Here is a 21,326-nt window from a genome sequence, read left to right as displayed (position 1 = left end):
GTGACCGCCCCTCATCTTGAAAAGGGCAAGCGAGGAGAGGACCTCGCCTGTCGTTATCTTCGAAACCTGGGATGGTCCATTCTGGAAAGAAACGTACGTTTTCGCAGGGGAGAGTTGGACATAGTCGCCAAGGATGGGGATACCCTGGTGATAGTCGAGGTCCGATTCAGGACCACCGGCATAATAATGTCTCCCGAGGACTCGGTGGGACCGAGAAAACTCAGGCGCCTCGTGCTCGCCGGGGCCGCCTACGTAGAAAAGACGGGGTGGAACGGGTTCTGGCGGATAGATCTGATCGCCTTGACTCAGAGGAGGGGACGGTTGTTCCTGAATCATTGTCGGGACATCACGGGAGGAGATGTGGTGTTGTGAACCCAGTAAAAGCCGTTACCTTGAGAGGTGTCGAGGCCAGAGAGGTGGACGTAGAGGTTGAGATGGCCGGAGGGCTGTTCTCCATCTCCATAGTCGGTCTTCCGGACGCATCGGTCAGGGAGTCCAGGGAGAGGGTCCGGGCTGCCCTAAGATCCGTAGGCGTCTCTCTAAAGGGAAGGATAGCGGTGAACCTCGCCCCGGCGGACCTTCCCAAGGAAGGAACCCTCATGGACCTACCCATAGCGGTGGGGTTGGCGCTTCGTTCCGACAGGTCGCCTCTCTCGAGGCCCTCTCTCTTCATGGGCGAGCTTGCCCTGGACGGGAAAATACGTCCCGTGAGAGGGGCCGTGCCTGCCGCCATCTTGGCCCGAAAATCCGGCATGCCCCTCTACGTACCAGAGGGCAACGCCTCTCAGGTCGGTCTAGTCTCCGACGTCGAGGCATACGTGGTAGATCATCTGTCCTCTCTTCTGAACCATATAAAATCCGGCTCGGACCTCCCAAGGGTAAAGCCGGAAAAACCGGGAGCGGAAATACCGGCGGCGGATCCCGACTTCGGCGATATCAGAGGCCAATCTGCGGCCAAAAGGGCCCTGGAGATAGCCGCGGCAGGACACCACAACGTTCTGTTGGTCGGAGCTCCCGGCAGCGGTAAAACGATGTTGGCTCGGGCTTTGAGGGGAATTCTGCCTCCTCTGTCGGATCGAGAGCTCCTGGAGACCCTTACCGTCAGGAGCACACTGGGCAGCGATGGACCTCTGGATCGTCAGCCCCCCTTCAGAATCGTCCATCATACGGCATCGACCGTGGCTGTCTGCGGCGGAGGCTCTGCCCTGAGACCCGGTGAGATCTCCCTGGCTCACAGAGGAGTCCTGTTTCTGGACGAGTTCACCGAATTTCGCCGAGATCTCGTCGAGGCCATGAGACAGCCTCTCGAGGACGGGGCCATCTCGGTCAGCAGGGCCTCCGGAACGGTTGAATATCCCTCCAGAGTTCTCTTGGTGTTGGCGGCCAATCCCTGTGGGTGCGGGTGGTACGGTGACCCCGTAGAAACCTGTAGGTGCTCCGCCTCCGAGCTTGAGAGATACAGACGTAAATTCTCCGGACCGATGATGGACAGGGTCGATCTCCATATATCGGTGCCCCGCCTATCTCCGGAGGAGCTGGTCGGTCTGTCCGGTGCGGTGTCGGAAAAAAGCGATTCCATTCGAGATAGAGTCTGCAGGGCCAGATCCTTACAGAGGGAACGATGGCGTCGATGGGGCTATGGTTGCAACGCCGAGGTGCCGGAAAAACTTCTGAGAAAAGAGCTGGCTCTATCCCGGGAGGGAAAGGCTATTTTGCTCAAGATGGCAAATCGGTTGAACCTCTCGGGAAGGGGAATGTCCAGGGTCTTGAAGGTCTCCAGAACCGTGGCTGACCTTGCCGGAGAGACGGAGGTCTCTAAGGTAGCAGTCATGGAAGCCCTGTCCTACCGAGAGGAAAATCGATCATGACCCGAATCGAAAGGGCCCTGTTGGCTCTGAACTTCTCTGTGAACGCCCCGGGGCAGTGGGCTCGTGAGCTGGATCTTCTGGGAGAGACCGCCGAATCCCTTGTGTCGAATCGAAAGCTGGCCCTATCCCTGGGATTCAAGGAAGACCGATGGGAAAGGATGGTTGGCCTCTACGGTTCGGACTGGCCGGAGGAGGAGATGGAGAGAGCCTCTCGCTTCGGTGCCCAGCTTCTTTTCAGAGGTGATCCCCTTTTTCCCGACGGACTGGACCACTCTGACGACCCTCCCGTTGTCCTCTACGTGAAGGGATCCTGGCCCATACCTGGACCCTGTGTCTCTATCGTCGGTACCAGAAGATGTTCCCCCTACGGTTCTCAGGTAGCTCGCGCCTTGGCGGAGAGACTGGCCTCAGCCGGGGTCCTGGTGGTCAGCGGAGGAGCCATGGGTATCGACGGATCCGCTCATTCTGGTGCGTTGGAAGGCCAAGGGGCCACCGTCGCTGTCCTTGGAACCGGTGTTGACGTCGTCTATCCTAGAGGACACGAGCAACTCTTCTCATCCATATCGGAAAAGCGGGGTGCCTTGATGAGCCGTTTCCCTATGGGAATCAGGGGAAACCGTTGGCATTTTCCGAAAAGAAACGGTATTATTGCGGCATTGGCCGATCACCTGGTCGTGGTGGAATCCCCCATAAAGGGTGGCTCCATGATAACCGCAGGGTTGGCCGGCGAGATGGGGCGCCCTGTATGGGCCGTTCCCGGACCTATTGTGCAGAAGGTCTCACAGGGATCGAACAAGCTCCTCTTCGACGGGGCACAGCCCCTTTGGGATCTGGATGAATTCGTCTCCTTCGTAGCAGGAAGGGACTCGCAGCTGTCCCTTTTCCCTCCCGTGGAGCCCTCTAAGCCGTCTCCTTTGCTGGAGGAAATAGCCACGTCCGGGGGGATCACCGCCGACGGCCTGGCGGACAAACTGGGTATGTCCGTGCCGGAAGTCCTGGCGGCTTTGGCCGATCTGGAGGCGGATGAAAAGATATACCGTTCCGGCCCGGGGCGCTGGTGCGCTCTTTTGTGAGAACATAGAGAGAGGTGGTTTCTCGTGCTTTCCGAAGAAGGACAGGATCTTAATATATTTGTTATATCCGACTTTACCGGGGAGACAGCCCACAGCGTGGCCTTGGCCGCTGCGAGGCAGTTCCCTGACAAGAGGATAAAATTCACCCGCTACCGTTATCTGAAGGAGCCGGACATGGCTCGTCAGGTCTGCGAGCTGGCTAAAGAATCCGGAGCGGTGATAGTCTGTACCCTCGTAGAACATAAGATAAGGGCCTGTTTCCGGAAGGAAGCCCAGAGATACGGTGTCGAGGTCGTGGACATCTTCGGACCTCTCATGGATGCCTTCTCATCCCATCTGGGAGTTCCTCCGCTAGAGGAGCCGGGGCTGATGCATCAGATGGACGAAGCCTATTTCAGGAGGGTCAAAGCCATAGAATTCTCCATAACCTGCGATGACGGAAGCAATCCCCATCTTCTGGGAGAGGCCGACTTGGTCATACTTGGGGTCTCCAGAACCTGCAAGACCCCTCTCTCCATGTATCTTGCCAACAAAGGCTATCGTACCGGCAATATCCCCCTCGTCCCGGAGCTGGATCCGCCGGAGCAGCTTTTTCAGGTCCCCAGAGCTCGCATAGTGGGGCTGGTCATAGATCCCAACGCTCTGATGCAGATTCGAAGAGAAAGGCTCCAGATGCTCGGTCTGGACCCGGAGAAAGCCTCTTACGCCCAGAGGGATAGAGTCGAAAAAGAGCTCGTCTACGCCCGGTCGGTCATGAACAGAGTCGATGCTACCGTATTTGACGTAACCGGCAGGGCCATCGAGGAGACCGCCCAGGAGGTTTTGGATTTTATCGGAAACAACTCCTGAAACACCTAGGGCCCCATGTCCTCCTTTATCTCGTCCATCAGACATGCGAGGGTCAGGTTGAGCTTGGCCATAGGATCCTGGCCGTCCATGCCTAAAATCTCCCATATCCTGTCCTGGCGGTACCTGAGGGTGTTGTAGTGTATCTTAAGATCAGCCGCGGCGGTCTTCAGGTGCCAGCCGGATCTAACCAGCGACCTTAGAGTATCCTTTGCGTCCCTGTCCTGACGGATAACGTTCATGTAGCGATTAACGAACTTCGTGTTCTTAGCCGTCGGGGGGAGGCTCCTGAGCACGTCGTATACCTCCATATCCTGCCAGAAGGATACCGATTTCTTGCCGAGGCGACCTCCCAAGACGATGGCCTCCATCGCCTCCTCGTGGCTTTTCCACGCCTCCACCGCGTTGTCCACAACGGAGCCTACCCCTATGGAGAACTCCTCTCTGTCCTTTCTCTTTGAAAGAAACTCAGCGAGGACTGACTCCAGATCGTCCCTCCATTCCTTCCCCTTTACCGGCAGTAGCAAGACCAGATCGTCCATTACCGTCCCTTGCAAAGCCGATGGGAAACGGGATTGAAACCACCGAGACAGGAGATATACCGGCTCCGAGGTATTCTTGCCTCCGTTGAACTCCGCCACGAGAACGAACAGAGGGCCAGAGATCCCCGATCCCCTTTCGGCGGCCTTTCTCAGCGATCTCTCGGCCAGCCTTCTGTTCTTTGCCAGGATATCCCTGACAAGGTCGCCCTTCATCTGGTGGTTCTCTTCCGACCTACCCTTTCTTTCCTCTATAGCCAACCTCAGAGCGGTGGTTCCGAACCGGAGAACCTGGGATTCCTCGGTTGGATCCGCCCCCTCCTCCCTGTAGTAGAGAACGTAGCCCAGCCTTTCCCCCTTGTCCTCGACTGTTCCGTGAGGATATATAGCTATAAGCTCGTGGAGAGGCATCTCCTTGACCTGAGACACGAACTGGCTTGATTTTGCCGCCAGGTGTAGATTCCCCGTGTCGTTTTCCCAGAAAGCTACGTTGCCCAGAAACTCTCCCAGGATCTGGACGGTCTCCTCGACTCCCTTCCTGTCCTCTATGGACCTTATGAATACAGATGCCGGATTGCCCTCGCCTTGTAGAGGGTCCATGTCAGTAAACTCCCTCCCCGTTTATACAGCATAAACCTCTTTGAGTTGTTTTATTTCATAATAAAGGTTGAATATGATGCTTCAGTGTCTCTATGCTATAGACTTATGCCGTTATTTGTGTCAAATAATACCACGTCTCGCCCGTTTTTTCGGGGCATAATAGGGCAAGTTCGTTATGGATACCGGGGAGGAGATCTTCAATGGCTTACAGATACGTGAGATGGTTCAACGGAATAGGGAAAAACGACGTCGCCTTGGTCGGGGGAAAAGGAGCCAACCTTGGGGAGCTAACAGTGAACGGTGTGGACGTGCCTCCCGGTTTCTGCGTAACCGCCCAGGCCTATGTCGACTTTATCAAAGGGGCCGGGATAGAGGGAAAGATACGGGAGGCCGTCGGATCGGTGGACGTGGAGAACTCCGTCGATCTGTCCAGGGCCTGCGATTCGGTCAGAAGACTTATAGAGGAGTCTCCCATTCCGGTGGATATTGAGGCGGAGATACGCACCGCCTACAGAGAGCTTTCCGACTCTATCGAGCTGAACGATCCGAGGGTGGCGGTACGCAGCTCCGCCACCGCCGAGGACCTGCCCGACGCGTCCTTTGCAGGACAGCAGGACACCTATCTTCACGTGATAGGAGCCGACTCCGTCGTGGCTCACGTCAGGCGCTGTTGGGCCTCACTCTGGACCGCCAGGGCGACCTATTACAGGCAGCGCCAGGGATACGATCACTTCCAGGTAGCCCTCAGCGCCGTGGTCCAGAAGATGGTCTCCAGCGAGAGGTCCGGCGTCATGTTCACAGCCAACCCCGTGACCAACAGTCGTTCTCAGATAATGATAGAGGCCAGCTGGGGGCTCGGAGAGGCGGTAGTCTCTGGAATGGTGACTCCCGACGAGTACATACTGGATAAAAGGGACCTGGCCCTTATGGACGTCAACGTGGCTGAGAAGAGGACCATGGTGGCGGAGAAGAAATCGGAACAGGGTACGGTCTCCGTTCCGGTAGCCGACTTTCTGGGGCCTCAGTTCGTGGGTAAACAGTGTCTGGGCGCGGAGGAGATAAAGGCCCTGGGATCGGCGGCACGGAGAATAGAGGAGATATACGGTGCTCCTATGGACATAGAATGGGCCTTCGACGGAGACACGTCGCGGCTCTACATACTTCAGGCTCGTCCTATCACCACCCTCTCGGACGAGTCCAAGACAAACGAGGAGGCGAAGGCCGTGGAGGATAAAAAGGCGCTCAAGGTTTTGGTCAGAGGATTGGCCGCCTCTCCCGGCATAGCTTCGGGAACGGTGGTGGTGGTTAAGACCATCGATGAGATAGACAGGGTCGTAGACGGACAGATAATGGTTACCACCATGACCAATCCCGATATGGTCCCGGCAATGAAGAGGGCCGCCGCGGTCGTTACCGACGAAGGGGGACGAACCTGCCACGCAGCCATAGTTTCCAGGGAGCTGGGCATTCCCTGCATCGTGGGATCCAAGGACGGATCCTCTCGACTTTCCGAGGGAGCGGTTGTCACGGTGGACGCGACCAGAGGGGTGGTCTATGACGGAGCGGTATCTCTGTCCTCCGACGAGGATAAACACTCTCCTCTGGCGCCGGGAGCCGCCCCGTCCTACAACAGGGACATGGTCTACGATCTGGCCCCCGTGACGGGAACCAAGATATACATGAACCTCGGCGACTCGTCGGTGGTGAATAAATATAAAAACCTTCCCTTCGACGGTATAGGTCTCATGAGGACCGAGTTCATCTTCAACAGCCTGGGAGTGCACCCCATGTACATGGTCAAAAACGGCGAGGGAGAAAAACTCATACACGAGATGTCCGAATCCGTTACCGCCGTCGCCCAGGCTGTATATCCCCGTCCCGTGGTTGTCCGCCTCAGCGACTTCAGGACCAACGAATTCCGCGGCCTCAAGGGAGGGGAAGAGGTCGAGCCGGTGGAGAACAACCCCATGATAGGCTGGCGAGGGGTCTCCCGCTACATCTCCGACGAATACGAGGAGGGCTTCCGACTGGAGTGTCGTGCCATCAAGAAGGTAAGAGATGAATACGGCCTCATAAACGTCTGGGTCATGCTTCCCTTCGTCCGGACTACCTGGGAGCTGGAGAGGGTCAAGGAGATATTGGCCTCCGAGGGGCTCGTCCGAAACAAATCGTTCAAGCTCTGGATTATGGCCGAGGTCCCTGCGGTAGTCTTCGCAGCCGACGAGTTCGCCCAGATGGTGGACGGCTTCAGCATAGGCAGCAACGACCTCACCCAGCTGGTCATGGGGGTCGACAGGGACTCTGGCATACTGAACACAATGGGCTACTTCGACGAGAGGAACATCTCCGTTACCAGGGCGATAAAGACACTGATAGAGGCGGCCCATCGCCACGGAATCACCTGTTCAATCTGTGGTCAGGGACCGTCCCTCTATCCCGACTTTGCCGAGTTCCTCGTGAGATCCGGCATAGACAGCATGAGCGTCAATCCCGACACCGTGGCCTACACCCGAAAACTGGTCGCCGGAGTGGAGCAGAGACTCATATTGAACGGAATAAGAGGGCTTACAGGGCTTGACCGTTAGGCTCTAAATAGTCTATATAAGATCGAGGGCGAGGCTTCCGTTGCGGGAGACACTCGCCCTCGATTTTGACGTCTTTCGGTTGACAACTCCGCCGGTGAGGGTACAATGTCGGTCGTTTCATATATTTTCAAGCGAGGAATTGATGCCAGTGACTAGAACGCTACACGACGTAGAACGGTGGTTCTTGGATATGGACGCTCAGACCATGGTCTATCGCTATCTTGCCTGTAAAGACGTCCCCTCCGAGGTCGTTGAAAAAGCCATCGATGAGGCGGTAGCTTTCGGCAGAAGTCATCATCGTCCCGTCGACGCCGAGATATTCAGCGCATTCGTGGATACTTTTTTCATAGACATATGTCACGGACCCGAATGGGCCATCCGTAAAAACGACGGGGCCCCTTCCTGGATCTGTTGAGAGAGGAGGCGACGGATGGCTAAAGCGAAGAAAAAAACTAAAAGCGATACCGGAACGGTACTGGTGGTGGTAGAGTCTCCCACGAAGGCGAAAACCCTCACTAAAATGTTAGGTCCGGGCTACACCGTCAAGGCCAGCGTGGGGCACATAATGGACCTTCCTAAAAGCCGCCTGGCCATAGATGTGGACTCCAACTTTCAGCCGGAATACATATTGGTCAAGGGAAAGGCCAAGATCAAGAAGGAGCTGGTCTCCCTGGCCTCCAAGAGCCGCAAGGTTCTTCTGGCCTCCGACCCCGATAGAGAGGGAGAGGCCATAGCCTGGCACCTGGCCGGTCTGATGGACATAGATCCCGACTCGGAATGTCGCATAAGGGTCCACCAGATAACGAAGGATGCGGTGGTTCAGGCCCTGGACGATCCGGAGCCTATCGACATGGCCAAGGTCAACGCCCAGCAGGCCAGAAGAGTACTGGACCGTCTGGTGGGGTATACCCTCAGCCCGCTGCTATGGAAGAAGATAAGATACGGCCTTTCCGCCGGAAGGGTGCAATCCGTGGCCTTGACCATACTTTGCCGTAGAGAGAAAGAGATAGAGACCTTCGAGCCTCAGCCCTACTGGATAGTGGAGGTCGACGGAAGCTCGGAGGACGGCCGTAGCTACCATCTGAAAGTAGAGAAAAAAGACGGAAAGACCCTCATGGTCAAGGGTCGTCCCATGAAAATAGACAGTGCCGAAAAAGCCCAGGAAATAGTCGACACGGTAAAGAGAGAGGGCATAACAGTCACCTCCTTTACCACCAGAGAGGGACGCAGAAAGGCCCCCGCTCCCTTGAAGACCAGCACGCTGCAGCAGGAAGCCGCGAGGAGACTCGGTTTTTCCCCTCGTCGGGCCATGAGGGTGGCCCAGTCTCTGTTCGAGGGCATAAACATACACGGCAGAGGACTTACAGGTCTCATAACCTACATGAGAACCGACAGTCTTAGACTGGCTCCCGAGGCCATCGGCTCCATAAGGGACCTGATCTCCAAGGGATGGGGTAAAAACTACCTTCCGGAAAAGGCAAACGTTTTTTCCTCCAAGGGGAGGTCTCAGGACGCTCACGAGGCCATCCGTCCCACCGACATATCCCTGAAGCCGGAGGATATAAAATCGGAGCTTACCCCGGAGCAGTATCGTCTCTACGACCTCATATGGCGTCGAACCGTGGCCTGTCAGATGACTCCTGCCAAGATAGATAACTCTACGGTCGAGGCCGCCTCGGGACCCTACGGTCTCAGACAGAAGGGAGCGGTCGTTCGTTTCGAGGGGTGGGGTGCCGTCTGGCCCATAGAGACCAAGGACGACATAGTGTCTCCCGCCGTCGAAGGCGAGACCCTCTCGGTCGACCGAATGGACCAGGAGAGAAAAGAGACAAAGCCCCCCGCACGTTTCACCGAGGCAAGCCTCATAAAGACCCTGGAAGACGAGGGTGTCGGAAGGCCATCCACCTACGCATCCATAGTCGAAACCCTGTACGACAGAGCCTACGTCGAGAAAGACGACGAAAAGCACCTGGTCCCCACCGCTCTGGGACGATCGGTGGACGGTTTTCTCCTCGATCATTTTGACGGTGACAGCGTATCGCCTATAGTCAACACCGGGTTCACCGCCACCATGGAGGAATCTCTGGACCTGGTGGAGGAAAACGAGAGAGACTGGGTAGAAGTCGTATCCCAGTTCTGGGAACCCTTTACGAGGGCCATAGCCGAGGCGGAAAAGGCCCCAAAGGTTCCGCCGCCTCCGCCAGAATTCATCGGCGAGGACTGCCCCGAATGCGGCAAACCTCTGGTGAAGAAAAGAGGACGTTTCGGCGAATTCATAGCCTGCAGCGGCTATCCGGAATGCAAATACACCAGGCCTATCCTGAAGAAAATCGGGGTTCCCTGTCCTAAATGCGGCTCCGACAAGGGCGGAGAGGTTGTCCAGAGAAAGAGCAAGAAGGGAAGGATCTTCTACGGTTGCTCCAGATACCCCGACTGCGATTTCGTCTCCTGGAACAAGCCAGCCGCCGAGAAATGTCCCGAATGCGGGGGACTTATGGAATACAAGGGCAGATCCCGTACCCCCGTATGCACCCAATGCGGCCATAAGGGGGTCGAATGATGCCCAGAAGAGTAACGGTCGTCGGTGCCGGCTTGGCCGGCTCCGAGGCGGCCTGGCAGATTGCGAAGAGGGGCGTACCTGTCACCCTCGTGGAAATGAGACCTCAGGTTCCATCTCCGGCCCATAGGACCGACCTCTTCGCCGAGCTGGTGTGCAGCAACTCCCTGGGAGGGGACACCGAAACGACCCCGGCAGGCATACTCAAATCCGAGCTTAGGGCCTTGGGCAGCCTGATCATGAAGGTCGCCGACGAAAACTCCGTTCCGGCTGGAAAGGCCCTTGCGGTCGACAGAGATGGCTTTGCCGCTTCTGTGACGGATGAGCTGCTGTCCCATCCACTAATACAGGTGGAACGACGGGAGGTCGAAGAAGTTCCGGAGGGCCCGGCGATATTGGCCACCGGTCCCCTCACCTCCGAGCCCTTGGCCAGATCCATAGGAGAGCTGGCGGGAGAAGAGTCCCTCTTCTTCTACGATGCGGTAGCGCCTCTGGTGCTGTCTGACACCATAGACATGACCGTAGCCTACAGAAAAGACAGATACTCCGAGGAAGAGGGCGGAGACTACATAAACTGTCCTATGAACGAGGAACAGTATCGTGCTTTTCACAAGGCCCTTCTGGAGGCGGAGAGAGCCCCCCGTCACGACTTCGAGAGCAAGATAAAGTACTTCGAGGGGTGTATGCCCGTAGAGGCTCTGGCGGAAAGGGGCCCCGATACCCTGTGTTTCGGCCCTCTCCGTCCGGTAGGACTGGAGCATCCCGTTACGGGAGAGCGTTTCTTTGCGGTGGTCCAGCTCAGGCAGGACAATAGAGACGGTTCGGTCTACAACATAGTCGGTTTCCAGACCAACCTTAAGTGGGGGGAGCAGGACAGAGTCTTCCGGCTCATCCCAGGGCTGGAAAACGTGGAGTTCGTCCGCAAGGGAGTCATGCATAGAAACATATATGTCAATGCTCCCAAGGTCCTGGACGGACATCTTCGTTTCAGAGGCGGTGCAGAGGATATCTATCTTGCAGGACAGATATCCGGGGTGGAGGGATACGTCGAGAGCGTGGCCATGGGCATGGTGGCGGCGCTTAACCTCCTGTCCTCCAACATGGAGCTGCCCCTCCCGGAATGGCCTGTGGAGACCGCCATAGGCGCCTTGCTGAATCGACTTTCCGACGACACTGTGAAGCGTTTTCAGCCTACCAACGTCAATTTGGGCATATTTCCCTCGCTGGGGGAGAGGATAAAGCTGAAGCCCGAGCGATGCCGTAGAGTAGCTCTCAGGGCCCGAGACCGTATGGACGATTTTCTTTCCGATACCAGGTGGAAAAAACTTTGGTCCGAGGAGTAGATACCGATTTAGTTCCGTCTGATGGATTTTTAAGGGCAATATTTCCAATTGTGCTGTTTTGTGGTATCCTTTTATGCCATTAAACGGACCTCCTGGATATAAGAAAGAGGGCAGGAGCCCTCTTTTTCTGTGTCTTTTGAAAAGTTGGTGTTGTTTTCGCGAGGAGATGGTAGAATAATCAAATGAGTCTTCAGATATATTCCGCTATAGACGGATTTCTAGATCGTATGAACACATCAGGTCTATCAGAGCATACGATTACAAATTACGGAGTCGATTTGGCGCAATTCGCTGAATTCCTGGAGACACAGGGCGTTTCGGACGTGTCCGACATAGCCACCGGAGAGATTAGGGCCTTCGTAAGGTCTCTTTCCGGCTACGGTTTCGCTCCTGCGTCGGTGGGACGAAAACTGTCCGCCATAAAAAGCCTTATGAAGTACCTGTTCGAGGAGAGAATCATAGAGAAGGACCCGTCCGGCAGGGTCAGAGGTCCTAGGAGATCCGATCGCCTTCCTCGGGCGATGTCGGTCGAACAGGTCTCCAGGATGATCGACTGTGCCTACGATGACGACGAACAGGGCTTGCGAAACGGCGCTCTGATAGAGCTGCTGTACGGATGCGGCCTCAGGGTGGCCGAGGTCGTCTCGGTTCGTTGGGAGGATGTGGAGATAGAGGAACGATGGCTGAAGGTCATGGGAAAGGGATCCAAGGAAAGAGCGGTTCCCTTTGGATCCATGGCTCAGAGGGCACTGATGGGGCTCAAGGCTCTGTCCATGCCGGGAGACGAATATGTCTTTCCAGGCAAAAAAGGAGGCTGCTTGACGGTCCGAACGGTCCACAGGGTAGTCGTGGCCGCCGCCGCCAAGGCCGGAGTGAACGGGGTTACCCCCCACTCTCTCAGACACAGCTTCGCCACCCATCTACTTGAGGGAGGAGCCTCCCTGAGGGTGGTACAGGAACTCCTGGGGCATGAGCATCTCACGACCACCCAGAGATACCTCAGGATAACCGCTCAGCATCTAAAGAAGAGCTATGAATCGGCCCATCCTAGGGCTGGAGGTGACGCTTAAATGTTCGAAGGAACTACTATTCTCTGCGTCAGGCAGGGAGACAAGGTCGCCATGGCCGGAGATGGCCAGATGACCTTGGGAAACCAGATAATAAAATCCAACACGGTAAAGGTCCGTCGTCTTCACGGCGGAACAGTGCTGGCCGGCTTCGCCGGCTCCACCGCCGACGCCATGACATTGCTCGAACTTTTCGAGAAAAAACTCGAGGAACACGGAGGAAATCTCATGAGAGCCGCCGTCGAGCTGGGCAAACAGTGGCGTACTGACCGTATGCTTCGTCGCCTGGAGGCCATGATGTTGGTCGCAGACAGGTCCCACACAATACTTCTGTCCGGAGCCGGTGACATCATAGAGCCGGAGCACGACGCGGCTGCCATCGGATCCGGATCGGCCTACGCCCTCGCGGCTGCCAGGGCCTATATGGAATGCAGCGGCTGGGACGCAGATAAAATAGCCAGAAGATCCCTCGAGATAGCCTCGAGCATCTGCATTTATACCGATGACGTGATTTCCATGGAGGTGCTGTAATGTTCGTAGAAGACGGATCCACCTTGGTCCCTTCCGCAATAGTCAGCTACCTGGACCGCTACATAGTCGGTCAGGATAAAGCCAAAAGGGCGGTAGCCATCGCTCTTAGGAACCGTTTTCGTAGAAGGATGCTCGATCCCGAACTGGCCAAGGAAGTCGCCCCTAAAAACATACTCATGGTAGGGCCTACCGGAGTTGGAAAGACTGAGATCGCCAGGCGGCTGGCCGAATTGGTAAACGCGCCCTTCGTCAAGGTGGAGGCCACCAAGTTCACCGAGGTCGGATACGTTGGACGGGACGTAGAGTCCATGGTCCGAGACCTGGTGGAGACTGCCATCCAGATGGTCAAGAAGAGAATGCTTGAGGACGTTCAGACTCCCGCCATGGAAAAAGCCAGGGATAGGGTGGTCGACTTTCTGGTCCCCGGCAAGAAAAGTCGTTCCGGAGGCATGCCCACCTTCATGAGCGTCATCAAGGGAATGAGCGGAGAGGACGACTCACAGGAAGAGGAGCAGGAGACGCCCGAAGAAGACAGAATGCGTCAGTCCACCCGTTCCAAGCTTCTGGACCTGCTTGTCCAGGGGAAACTGGACGACCGTGAGGTCGAGATAGAGATCCAGGAATCTGCTCAGATGGGAATTCCCATAATGGGCGGAGCCGGAATGGACGAGATGGGCATAAACCTCGGCGAGATGCTGGGTGGCCTGATGCCCAAGAAAAAAAAGCGAAAGACGATGAAGGTAAAAGACGCCCTCAGAGTCCTCCAGAACGAGGAAGCGGAGAAACTCATAGACGTGGAGGCCGCTACCAGAATGGGGATGGAAAAAGCTCAGGAAGAGGGAATAATCTTCGTCGACGAGATAGACAAAATAGTCTCCAGAGGCAGCGGCGGAGGAGGTCACGACGTCAGTCGAGACGGAGTGCAGAGGGATCTGCTTCCCGTCGTGGAGGGATGCACCGTCCAGACGAAACACGGTCAGGTGTCCACCGATCACGTTCTCTTCATAGCTGCTGGGGCCTTTCATCAGAGCAAACCGTCCGATTTGGTGCCGGAGCTTCAGGGCCGCTTCCCAATAAGGGTGGAGCTGGAGGCTCTGGACAAAACACAGCTGGCCAGAATACTTACCGAACCCAAACATAGCCTCATAGAGCAATACGAAGCACTTCTGAAGACGGAAGAAGTCTCTCTCGTCTTCGAGGACGAGGGGGTCCGAGAGATCGCCTCTCTAGCCGAGAGGATGAACCTGGAGATGGAAAACATCGGAGCCAGACGACTTCACACAATGGTCGAACAGCTCCTGGAGGATATAAGTTTCGAGGCCCCCGAACGCAAGGGGGAGACTTTCACCGTAGATGGATCTTTCGTAAAAGATCGTCTGGAACCACTGGTGAAAGACAGCGACGTCAGACGTTATCTACTCTAAATCTAATGTGTCCGGCGTAGCTCCGTTTTTGAACGGAAATAATTTAAGGAGGGTTTTTTGAATGGAAAAGGTAAACGATAACATAGTCTCCAACTCCGAAGAGATGCAGGATCTGCTCGAAAAGACCAGATTGGTCGGAAGGGCTCTTCAGAGTCGCAGAGAGGGAACCAAGCCGGACTACAGCAAGTTGGCCAGGCTTTTAGGGGAGTTCTCCACAGCGAACGTCTACATCCTGAGTCGAGATGGGCAGATACTGGGCCATTCCTGGGTAAGTGAGTATCACTCCGAGGCCATAGCGTCCTTCCTGGAGACCGGCTACATGCCGGAGAGCTTCATCGAGAGGCTCAACCAGCAGAGGGAAAGCCTCATGAGCAAGTCCGATGCCTATATGTTCGACGACCCAGAGGAGAAGACCTCCGAGCCGGAGAAGGACGCTCTCTTCGTTCCCATATACGGTGCGGCCGAGAGACTGGGAACCCTGATGCTGGTCCGCTTTGCCGAGACCTTCAGGACCAAGGACTTCGTTCTGGCCGAATACCTCGCCACTCTGGTCGGCATAGAGATCCTTCACGAGAGGACCAAGATAATCGAGGAGCGTGCCAGGGAGCGACTGGTCGTACAGATGGCCATGAGGGCTCTCTCCTATTCCGAGGTGGAGTCGATAAAACACATAATCAAGGAGCTCAACGCCTTCGAGGGAGTCGTAATAGCCAGCAAGGTGGCGGACAGAGTCGGAGTTACCAGAAGTGTCATAGTAAACGCCCTGCGAAAACTCGAAAGTGCCGGTATAATAGAGAGCAGGAGCCTTGGCATGAAAGGCACATTCATCAAGATATTGAGCCCCCTCTTCATCGAGGAGCTCGGTATGGAAATCGGAGTGTAAAACAAACGGAGGTGGTATCGTGTTCGATCTAACCTGGAAGGTGATGGAAAAAGATCTTCAGGGCCTTGCTCATAGATTTCGTTCCGTAGGCCAAAACCTGGCCAACGCCAACACTCCCGGCTACGCCAGGAGGGAAGTCTCCTTCGAGGATCAGCTGGACGATATAGTCAACGGGCCCAAAAGACTGCCCATGGCGACCACCGACCCGAAACACATGACGATCCACGCCAGGTCGGTCGAGGAGGTAACTCCCAGAGAGGACAGAATTCCCGATCAACTCTATCGTTTGGACAGGAACAACGTCGATCCCGAGATCGAGATGGCAAAACTGGCTGAGACCAAGATGGGCTACGACGCCATGACCCGCTTGGTTTCCAAAAAGGTATCGGGTTACAAGACGGCCATGGGAGGATAGGAGAGATAAAATGAGAGTTTTCAAGTCGATAGACGTAGCTGCCAGCTCGCTTACCGCCCATAGACTCTGGATGGACACCATCTCTCAGAACCTGGCCAACGTAAACTCATCCAGAACCCCGGAAGGCGGACCTTATGTCAGGAGAGTTCCGGTGTTCCAGCAGATACTGGACGAGATCGGCGAGGACGGTAAGGTCAAGGGGGGAGTTAAGGTAGTCGAGATCGCAAAGGACACCACGACGGCACCCAGACTGGTCTATCAGCCCGATCACCCCGACGCCGATCAGGAAGGCTACGTAGCCATGCCCAACGTCAGCGTAGTCAGGGAAATGGCGGACATGATGGTGGCCAGCAGGGCCTACGAGGCCAACCTGGCCGTCACCACCTCGGCCAAAAGCATGTGGACCGGTGCTCTTGATATTCTCAAGGGATGACTGTGGACTCTTCGGAGGGGCCCCTTTAGGGGCCTCTCCTCTTCTCTTGCCCCTTAGGAAAAGGTCCTGTAAAATCAAACCCTTGGAAATATCAAAAAACACGGAGAGTGATATGTATGATCCATCGAATAAGATCGGTTGTCTTAGTGGTCCTTTGCGTCCTCCTGTATTCATCGACTGCGGGATGGGCGATGTCCCACATGGAAAAAGCCAAGGCTCTGGACGAATACATAAGAGAGCAATATCGTTCATCCTCTCAGTTCAAGACTCAGGAGAAAGAGGCTTCCTCGAAGGAAGGGCTTCGTAGAGCTATAGCGAAGGGCTTCAGACACTACAACGGCGAGGTATCCTGGGCGAAGGCGCTGGAATATGCCGGTTACGTAATAGAGGCCTGCGATAAATACGGGATAAACGACCCTGCCTTGATCGCCGGAATGATAGTCAAGGAATCCAGAGTCCGTCCCAGAGCAAGATCTCGCTACGCCTACGGACTTATGCAGATATACTGGAAGGTTCATCGTAAGTCAATAGCTCGAACCTTCCCATGGATAAAGAACACCGAAAGCCTGATGTCTCCCAGGAACAACATACTGGTCGGTACCTGGATATTCTCCAACTATCTCAAGAGCGCGGGGGGCAACGTTGAGAAAGCCCTGCACAGGTATCTCGGTGCCAACAGCAGCAGATACGTCTCGAAGATAATGTCATATAGGGGGACCATGCGGAGGAACGCCGCCGCAGTCTCTAAATAAAAGGCTAATTACGTAATAAGGAGGAAATCGGGATGAGTACCGTAAAAGAGACCCACAGTTTTGAGACCGAGGCCAAACAGATATTGGACATGATGATCTACTCGGTTTACTCGAACAAGGACATTTTTTTGCGAGAGCTCATCTCCAACGCATCTGATGCGCTGGACAAGCTTCACCTGGAATCCCTGACGGACCACGGCCTTAGCGAATATGCCAAGGATCCCTTCATCCGCATAGTCAGGGACGAGCAGGACCGCAACCTGTCCGTATCGGACAACGGAATAGGTATGGACAAAGACGAAATCGTGTCCTACATCGGTACAATAGCTAAATCTGGGACGAAGGAGTTTCTGGACAGGCTGAAGGAAAAACGGGAAGGCGACGCCGCCGAGATGCTCATAGGCCAGTTCGGAGTCGGATTCTACTCCGCCTTCATGGTGGCCGACAGGGTTACTCTTCTAACGCGAAAGGCCGGATCCGAGAAGGCCTGGCGTTGGGAATCATCCGGAGATGGAACCTACACGTTGGAGGAGGCGGAACGTCCCATACCGGGTACCACTGTCACCCTTCATCTAAAAGAATCCGATCCGGAAAACGGAATGAAAGACTACACCTCCGAATGGGCCATCCGAGAGATAGTTCGAACCTACTCGGACTTCGTCTCCTACCCCATAAAAATGCAGGTCGAGAAACCCAAGGACGACAACGGCAAGGTGCTGGAAGACGAGACTTTGAACTCCATGAAAGCCCTCTGGATGCGTCAGGAGGACGAGGTCACCGACGAGGAATACCGACAGTTCTACCGTCACGTCGCCCACGACTGGCAGGATCCTCTGGCGAGAATAGTCTTCTCCACCGAGGGTGTAAACGAGATGCATGGCATACTATTCATACCCCCCAAAGCCCCTTACGACATGTTCATGAGGGAGGGGCGAAAGGGGATAGGCCTCTACGTCAAAAGGGTCTTCATCATGGACGACTGCGACGAGATCCTGCCGAGCTACCTTCGTTTCGTAAAGGGAGTAGTCGACTCGGAAGACCTCTCCCTCAACATATCCAGGGAGATTCTCCAGCAGGATCGGCAGGTCAGGCTGATCCGTAAAAGCGTGGCGAGAAAGACCCTTCAGACCCTGAAAAAGATGCTCAAAGAAGATCGAGAAAAATACCTCAAGTTTTGGGACGAGTTCGGCGTGGTCCTCAAGGAAGGGTTGATCCAGGGCGAAGGAGAGGAGGAGACCGTCAAGAAGCTCTGTCTTTTCTCCTCCACTGATTCGGAAAAGCTCACTACGTTGGACGAATACGTAGACCGTATGCCTGAAGGACAGGATGTCATACACTACATAACCGGACCATCCGTCGAGGTCCTAAGAAAATCTCCTCACATTGAATCGCTTTTGGAGAAGGAAGAAGAAGTGCTCCTGCTGGCCGATCCTGTGGACGAAATGTGGGTCCAGGGAGCATCGTTCCGTGACAAGGAGCTTCGCTCCGTGGCCAGGATCTCGGACGACGAGGAAAACGACGAAGCCAGGAAAAACCTGGGAGGACTGATCGACTTCATCAAAGACAGCCTTAAAGAGGAGATAAAAGACGTGAGGGTATCCTCTCGGCTAACGTCCTCTCCTGCCTGTCTCGTCGGAGATGAGGACGACATTACCCCCCAGATGGAGAGGATCATGAAGGCGATGGGAGAGGATGTGCCGGAGGTCAAGAGGGTGCTTGAGATCAACCCGGGTCATCGCGTTCTTAAAAGCATGGCCTCTATGCTGGAGAAGGGTGACGAAGAATCGCTTCGACCGTTCTGTTCCGTGCTATACGGACAGGCCGTACTGGCTGAAGGTGGAACCCTAAAGGATCCCGCCGAGTTCGGTCATCAGTTGAGCGTTGTTATGGAGAAAGCCCTGAACTAACCGGGGTTTCCATTTGCTCACGACACCCCTTGTGTGATATCTTGGTCTCAAGAAGAAGAGGACGCCGAAGGGCGAAAATATAAGCTAGTCATGACGAATTTCGAGGAGGAAAAGGGATGGAAAGATTAGTCAACGACATATACCTTTCGGGGGTTCTCCACTTTGTAAAGGGGGACACAAGAGGAGAGAACCGCCTGGGTTCTTACTTCGAGTTCTCCCTGAAGAGGGAATACCGCGACATGGACGGAAGTGACAGGGTCGACTATCTCAGGATGAGGGCCTTCGATCCAGAGATAATCCGATGGCTGGAAGCTCAGGAGGAGAACACCCCCATATGGGTCGCTGGAGAGCTCAGGTCTTCTTTGGGAAGCGGTCGAATCTACGTACTGGTTAAAAAAGTCCAGGTTCTCAATCAGCTTTGATATCCCTTTCGTGCTTTGTAGCCGCCTTCTTGGCGGCTTTTTTCATCTCTACCTATGAGGCGAAAGACCTACTATACTTAAGGCAGTAAGGGACTGGATTACCTAGAGTCTAGTTACTCTCATGGTAGAATAGACCAGTTGGATTTTTTTAGATTTGAGGAGGAGTGTGAATCGTGGACGGCATTCGCATAGATTTTTCCAAGATGCATGGCAGCGACGTAGGTAACGTCTTCAAAAGCCCAGAAGTCGCCGCTCCAGCACGTTCCTTCGAGGATTCGCTTAAAGAAGCGGTTGTCGGAGTGAACGAGCTTCAGATGGACTCGAATGCCATGGTCCAGAGGCTATCGCTGGGCGACGTCGACGACGTCTCGGAGGTCACTCTCTCGGTGGAGAAGGCATCTCTCGCCTTTCAGCTGTTGGTCCGGGTCAGGGATAAACTGGTCGATGCCTATCAGCAACTGAGCAGAATGGCAGTATGATAATTTGATATGGAACGTCTTTCAGAGATAAAAAATAAAATAGGGCTTCTTTGGTCCTCCCTCCAGAAGTGGCAGAAAGTCACCCTGGTGGGAATAGTGTCGCTTGTGTTCTTTGGCCTGATAGCCCTGGTCGTCCTATCCGGTCGGGAATCCTGGGAGCCCCTGTTTTCCGGACTCGAAATCCAGGACGAGGCCTCCATAGTGGCCTATCTCAAGGAAAACAAGATCCCCTACAGACTCGATCCCGGAGCGAACGCCATACTTCTTCCGGAGGAGCACGTATACGAGGTTCGTCTTGAACTGGCCAGAGCGGGACTGCCCAAGGGCGGTGTCAAGGGATACGAGATCTTCGACGACGTCCAGATGGGCATGAGCGAATTTCAGCAAAAGATAACCTACGTCAGGGCGCTGGAAGGCGAACTGGCCAGGACGGTGGCCCAGATAGACAGCGTTGAATACGCAAAGATAAACATCGTGATTCCTCAGCCTCATCTTTTTCTGGAGCAGCAACAACCAGCCACAGCCTCTGTCCTGGTCCGGATACATCAGGGAGCCTCGATAAACCCGGAGCAGATAAAGGCGATCGTCCATCTCGTAAGCCACAGCGTGGAGGGACTCCAGCCGGACGACGTGACGGTTGTGGACACCGACGGCAACGTATTGTCGGACCTCATAGAGGACGACATGTTCATCTATTCCGACGGAGCAGGCCGAACCGTATCATCGGTCCAGAGGGAACTGGAAAGACAGCAGGAAAAGGAGATGGAGCGTAAAGTCCGGGCCATGCTGGAACGGGTCTTCGGCCCAGGCAGCGTTGTTGTCCGCATAAAGGTCGATCTCGACCTGGACAAGAAGAGAAACGCCTCCACCCAGTATATTCCCGGTCCCACCGGCAAAGGCGTTGTTCGAAGCGAACAGAACACAGAGGAGAGCTACGTCGGCCCAGGTGGGCCTACCGGAGGAGCTCCGGGAACCACCACCAACATCCCCGGTTACGCCATAGACACAGGTGCAGGTGGCGTAGGCGAATACAACAAGATGGACACGGTCACCAACTACGAGATAACGACCCACGAATCGGAAAACGTCGAGACTCCCGGTTCCATAAGGCGTCTAACCGCCTCCGTCCTAGTGGACGGCGACCTTTCGGAGGAACAGCTTGAGGATATTCGGGCCTTGGTGGCTCCCGCCATCGGTCTCGACTCCGGCAGAGGCGACCAGATCGCTATCCAGTCGATGAAATTCTCCACGACATTGGCGGACCGAATGGCCGAACAGCTGGCAGCGGAGAGGCGGCAGAAGATAGTCGCCACCGTTACGTTGCTTGGAATACTGCTTATAATTCTGGCTCTTGCCCTGTTCATGTGGTATCGCAGGCGCCGTCGAAGAAAATCTCTCGATGCCGCCAAGAGGGCCGAGGACGCCGGGCAGGTCCCCAGCCTTCAGGACCTCCTATCTTCTCCGGGATCCATGGAAGCCCAGGGAGAGCTTGCCGTCCTGGAGGAGCAGATCCGGAACTATGCGCTGAACAATCCGGAAGAATTTGCGGCTTTTATTCGCGAATGGATAGTCGAGGACTGATCGATCGAAAGGGTGTCTGAA

General features: G+C 55.2%; 20 protein-coding genes. 19 read left to right on the top strand and 1 reads right to left on the bottom strand.

Going from position 1 to position 21,326, the window contains the following annotated elements; all coding sequences use genetic code 11:
* From L2W48_RS06625 to L2W48_RS06610, 4 genes are read left to right on the top strand one after another with little or no spacing between them, the layout of a single operon-like run.
* On the top strand, window positions 1-372 hold the full coding sequence (locus tag L2W48_RS06625) for a YraN family protein (RefSeq protein ID WP_236098055.1): 372 nt from the start codon (window positions 1-3) through the stop codon (window positions 370-372).
* On the top strand, window positions 369-1,868 hold the full coding sequence (locus L2W48_RS06620; RefSeq protein WP_236098056.1) for a YifB family Mg chelatase-like AAA ATPase: 1,500 nt from the start codon (window positions 369-371) through the stop codon (window positions 1,866-1,868). The genes L2W48_RS06625 and L2W48_RS06620 overlap by 4 nt, the downstream gene beginning before the upstream one ends.
* Window positions 1,865-2,941, top strand: coding sequence for a DNA-processing protein DprA (gene dprA, locus L2W48_RS06615; RefSeq protein WP_236098057.1), 1,077 nt, complete (start codon window positions 1,865-1,867; stop codon window positions 2,939-2,941). The genes L2W48_RS06620 and dprA overlap by 4 nt, the downstream gene beginning before the upstream one ends.
* 24 nt (window positions 2,942-2,965) lie before the next feature.
* On the top strand, window positions 2,966-3,790 hold the full coding sequence (locus L2W48_RS06610; protein WP_236098059.1) for a pyruvate, water dikinase regulatory protein: 825 nt from the start codon (window positions 2,966-2,968) through the stop codon (window positions 3,788-3,790).
* Window positions 3,791-3,795: 5 nt separating this feature from the next.
* Here the strand turns inward: L2W48_RS06610 and L2W48_RS06605 are convergent, their stop codons facing one another.
* A complete protein-coding gene (locus L2W48_RS06605; protein WP_236098060.1) occupies window positions 3,796-4,926 on the bottom strand; it encodes a PucR family transcriptional regulator in 1,131 nt (376 codons plus the stop codon).
* Between the two features lie 200 nt (window positions 4,927-5,126).
* On the opposite strand from L2W48_RS06605, the gene ppsA reads away from it, so the two are divergent.
* From ppsA to fliF, 15 genes are all read left to right on the top strand, one after another.
* A complete protein-coding gene (gene ppsA / locus L2W48_RS06600) occupies window positions 5,127-7,511 on the top strand; it encodes a phosphoenolpyruvate synthase (protein ID WP_236098062.1) in 2,385 nt (794 codons plus the stop codon).
* A gap of 148 nt (window positions 7,512-7,659) precedes the next feature.
* Entirely contained in the window at window positions 7,660-7,926 is a 267-nt protein-coding gene (locus L2W48_RS06595; protein ID WP_156775049.1) for a hypothetical protein, read from the top strand.
* Window positions 7,927-7,941: 15 nt separating this feature from the next.
* On the top strand, window positions 7,942-10,071 hold the full coding sequence (gene topA, locus L2W48_RS06590) for a type I DNA topoisomerase (protein WP_236098064.1): 2,130 nt from the start codon (window positions 7,942-7,944) through the stop codon (window positions 10,069-10,071).
* On the top strand, window positions 10,068-11,411 hold the full coding sequence (gene trmFO, locus L2W48_RS06585) for a methylenetetrahydrofolate--tRNA-(uracil(54)-C(5))-methyltransferase (FADH(2)-oxidizing) TrmFO (RefSeq protein ID WP_236098067.1): 1,344 nt from the start codon (window positions 10,068-10,070) through the stop codon (window positions 11,409-11,411). The genes topA and trmFO overlap by 4 nt, the downstream gene beginning before the upstream one ends.
* A gap of 182 nt (window positions 11,412-11,593) precedes the next feature.
* Window positions 11,594-12,481 carry a tyrosine recombinase XerC gene (locus tag L2W48_RS06580; RefSeq protein ID WP_268906401.1) on the top strand — a complete coding sequence of 296 codons (888 nt, stop codon included), beginning with the start codon at window positions 11,594-11,596 and terminating at the stop codon, window positions 12,479-12,481.
* Window positions 12,482-13,009: an ATP-dependent protease subunit HslV gene (gene hslV, locus L2W48_RS06575; protein WP_236098069.1), complete on the top strand. Its 528-nt coding sequence runs from the start codon at window positions 12,482-12,484 to the stop codon at window positions 13,007-13,009. It abuts the gene before it with no gap.
* The gene (gene hslU / locus L2W48_RS06570; protein ID WP_236098071.1) at window positions 13,009-14,433 is read left to right on the top strand and encodes an ATP-dependent protease ATPase subunit HslU; all 1,425 of its coding nucleotides are present in this window, start codon (window positions 13,009-13,011) and stop codon (window positions 14,431-14,433) included. Before hslV ends, hslU begins: the two co-directional genes overlap by 1 nt.
* 61 nt (window positions 14,434-14,494) lie before the next feature.
* Window positions 14,495-15,316, top strand: a complete 822-nt coding sequence (gene codY / locus L2W48_RS06565; RefSeq protein WP_236098072.1) for a GTP-sensing pleiotropic transcriptional regulator CodY — start codon at window positions 14,495-14,497, stop codon at window positions 15,314-15,316.
* Window positions 15,317-15,335: 19 nt separating this feature from the next.
* Entirely contained in the window at window positions 15,336-15,731 is a 396-nt protein-coding gene (flgB, locus tag L2W48_RS06560) for a flagellar basal body rod protein FlgB (RefSeq protein WP_236098073.1), read from the top strand.
* Between the two features lie 10 nt (window positions 15,732-15,741).
* Window positions 15,742-16,164, top strand: a complete 423-nt coding sequence (flgC, locus tag L2W48_RS06555) for a flagellar basal body rod protein FlgC (RefSeq protein ID WP_005658992.1) — start codon at window positions 15,742-15,744, stop codon at window positions 16,162-16,164.
* A 116-nt stretch (window positions 16,165-16,280) separates the two neighbouring features.
* Window positions 16,281-16,916 (top strand): transglycosylase SLT domain-containing protein, encoded by a 636-nt coding sequence (locus tag L2W48_RS06550; protein ID WP_236098074.1) that lies wholly within the window; start codon window positions 16,281-16,283, stop codon window positions 16,914-16,916.
* A gap of 32 nt (window positions 16,917-16,948) precedes the next feature.
* The gene (gene htpG / locus L2W48_RS06545) at window positions 16,949-18,823 is read left to right on the top strand and encodes a molecular chaperone HtpG (RefSeq protein WP_236098076.1); all 1,875 of its coding nucleotides are present in this window, start codon (window positions 16,949-16,951) and stop codon (window positions 18,821-18,823) included.
* A gap of 116 nt (window positions 18,824-18,939) precedes the next feature.
* On the top strand, window positions 18,940-19,245 hold the full coding sequence (locus tag L2W48_RS06540) for a hypothetical protein (RefSeq protein ID WP_005658988.1): 306 nt from the start codon (window positions 18,940-18,942) through the stop codon (window positions 19,243-19,245).
* 173 nt (window positions 19,246-19,418) lie between these two features.
* Entirely contained in the window at window positions 19,419-19,724 is a 306-nt protein-coding gene (fliE, locus tag L2W48_RS06535; RefSeq protein ID WP_005658986.1) for a flagellar hook-basal body complex protein FliE, read from the top strand.
* 9 nt (window positions 19,725-19,733) lie between these two features.
* The gene (fliF, locus tag L2W48_RS06530) at window positions 19,734-21,305 is read left to right on the top strand and encodes a flagellar basal-body MS-ring/collar protein FliF (RefSeq protein ID WP_236098078.1); all 1,572 of its coding nucleotides are present in this window, start codon (window positions 19,734-19,736) and stop codon (window positions 21,303-21,305) included.
* The last annotated feature ends 21 nt before the right edge of the window (window positions 21,306-21,326 follow it).

The sequence above is a fragment of the Dethiosulfovibrio russensis genome (assembly GCF_021568855.1).
Classification (GTDB): domain Bacteria; phylum Synergistota; class Synergistia; order Synergistales; family Dethiosulfovibrionaceae; genus Dethiosulfovibrio; species Dethiosulfovibrio russensis.
This window is presented reverse-complemented; position numbering and strand designations above follow the sequence as displayed.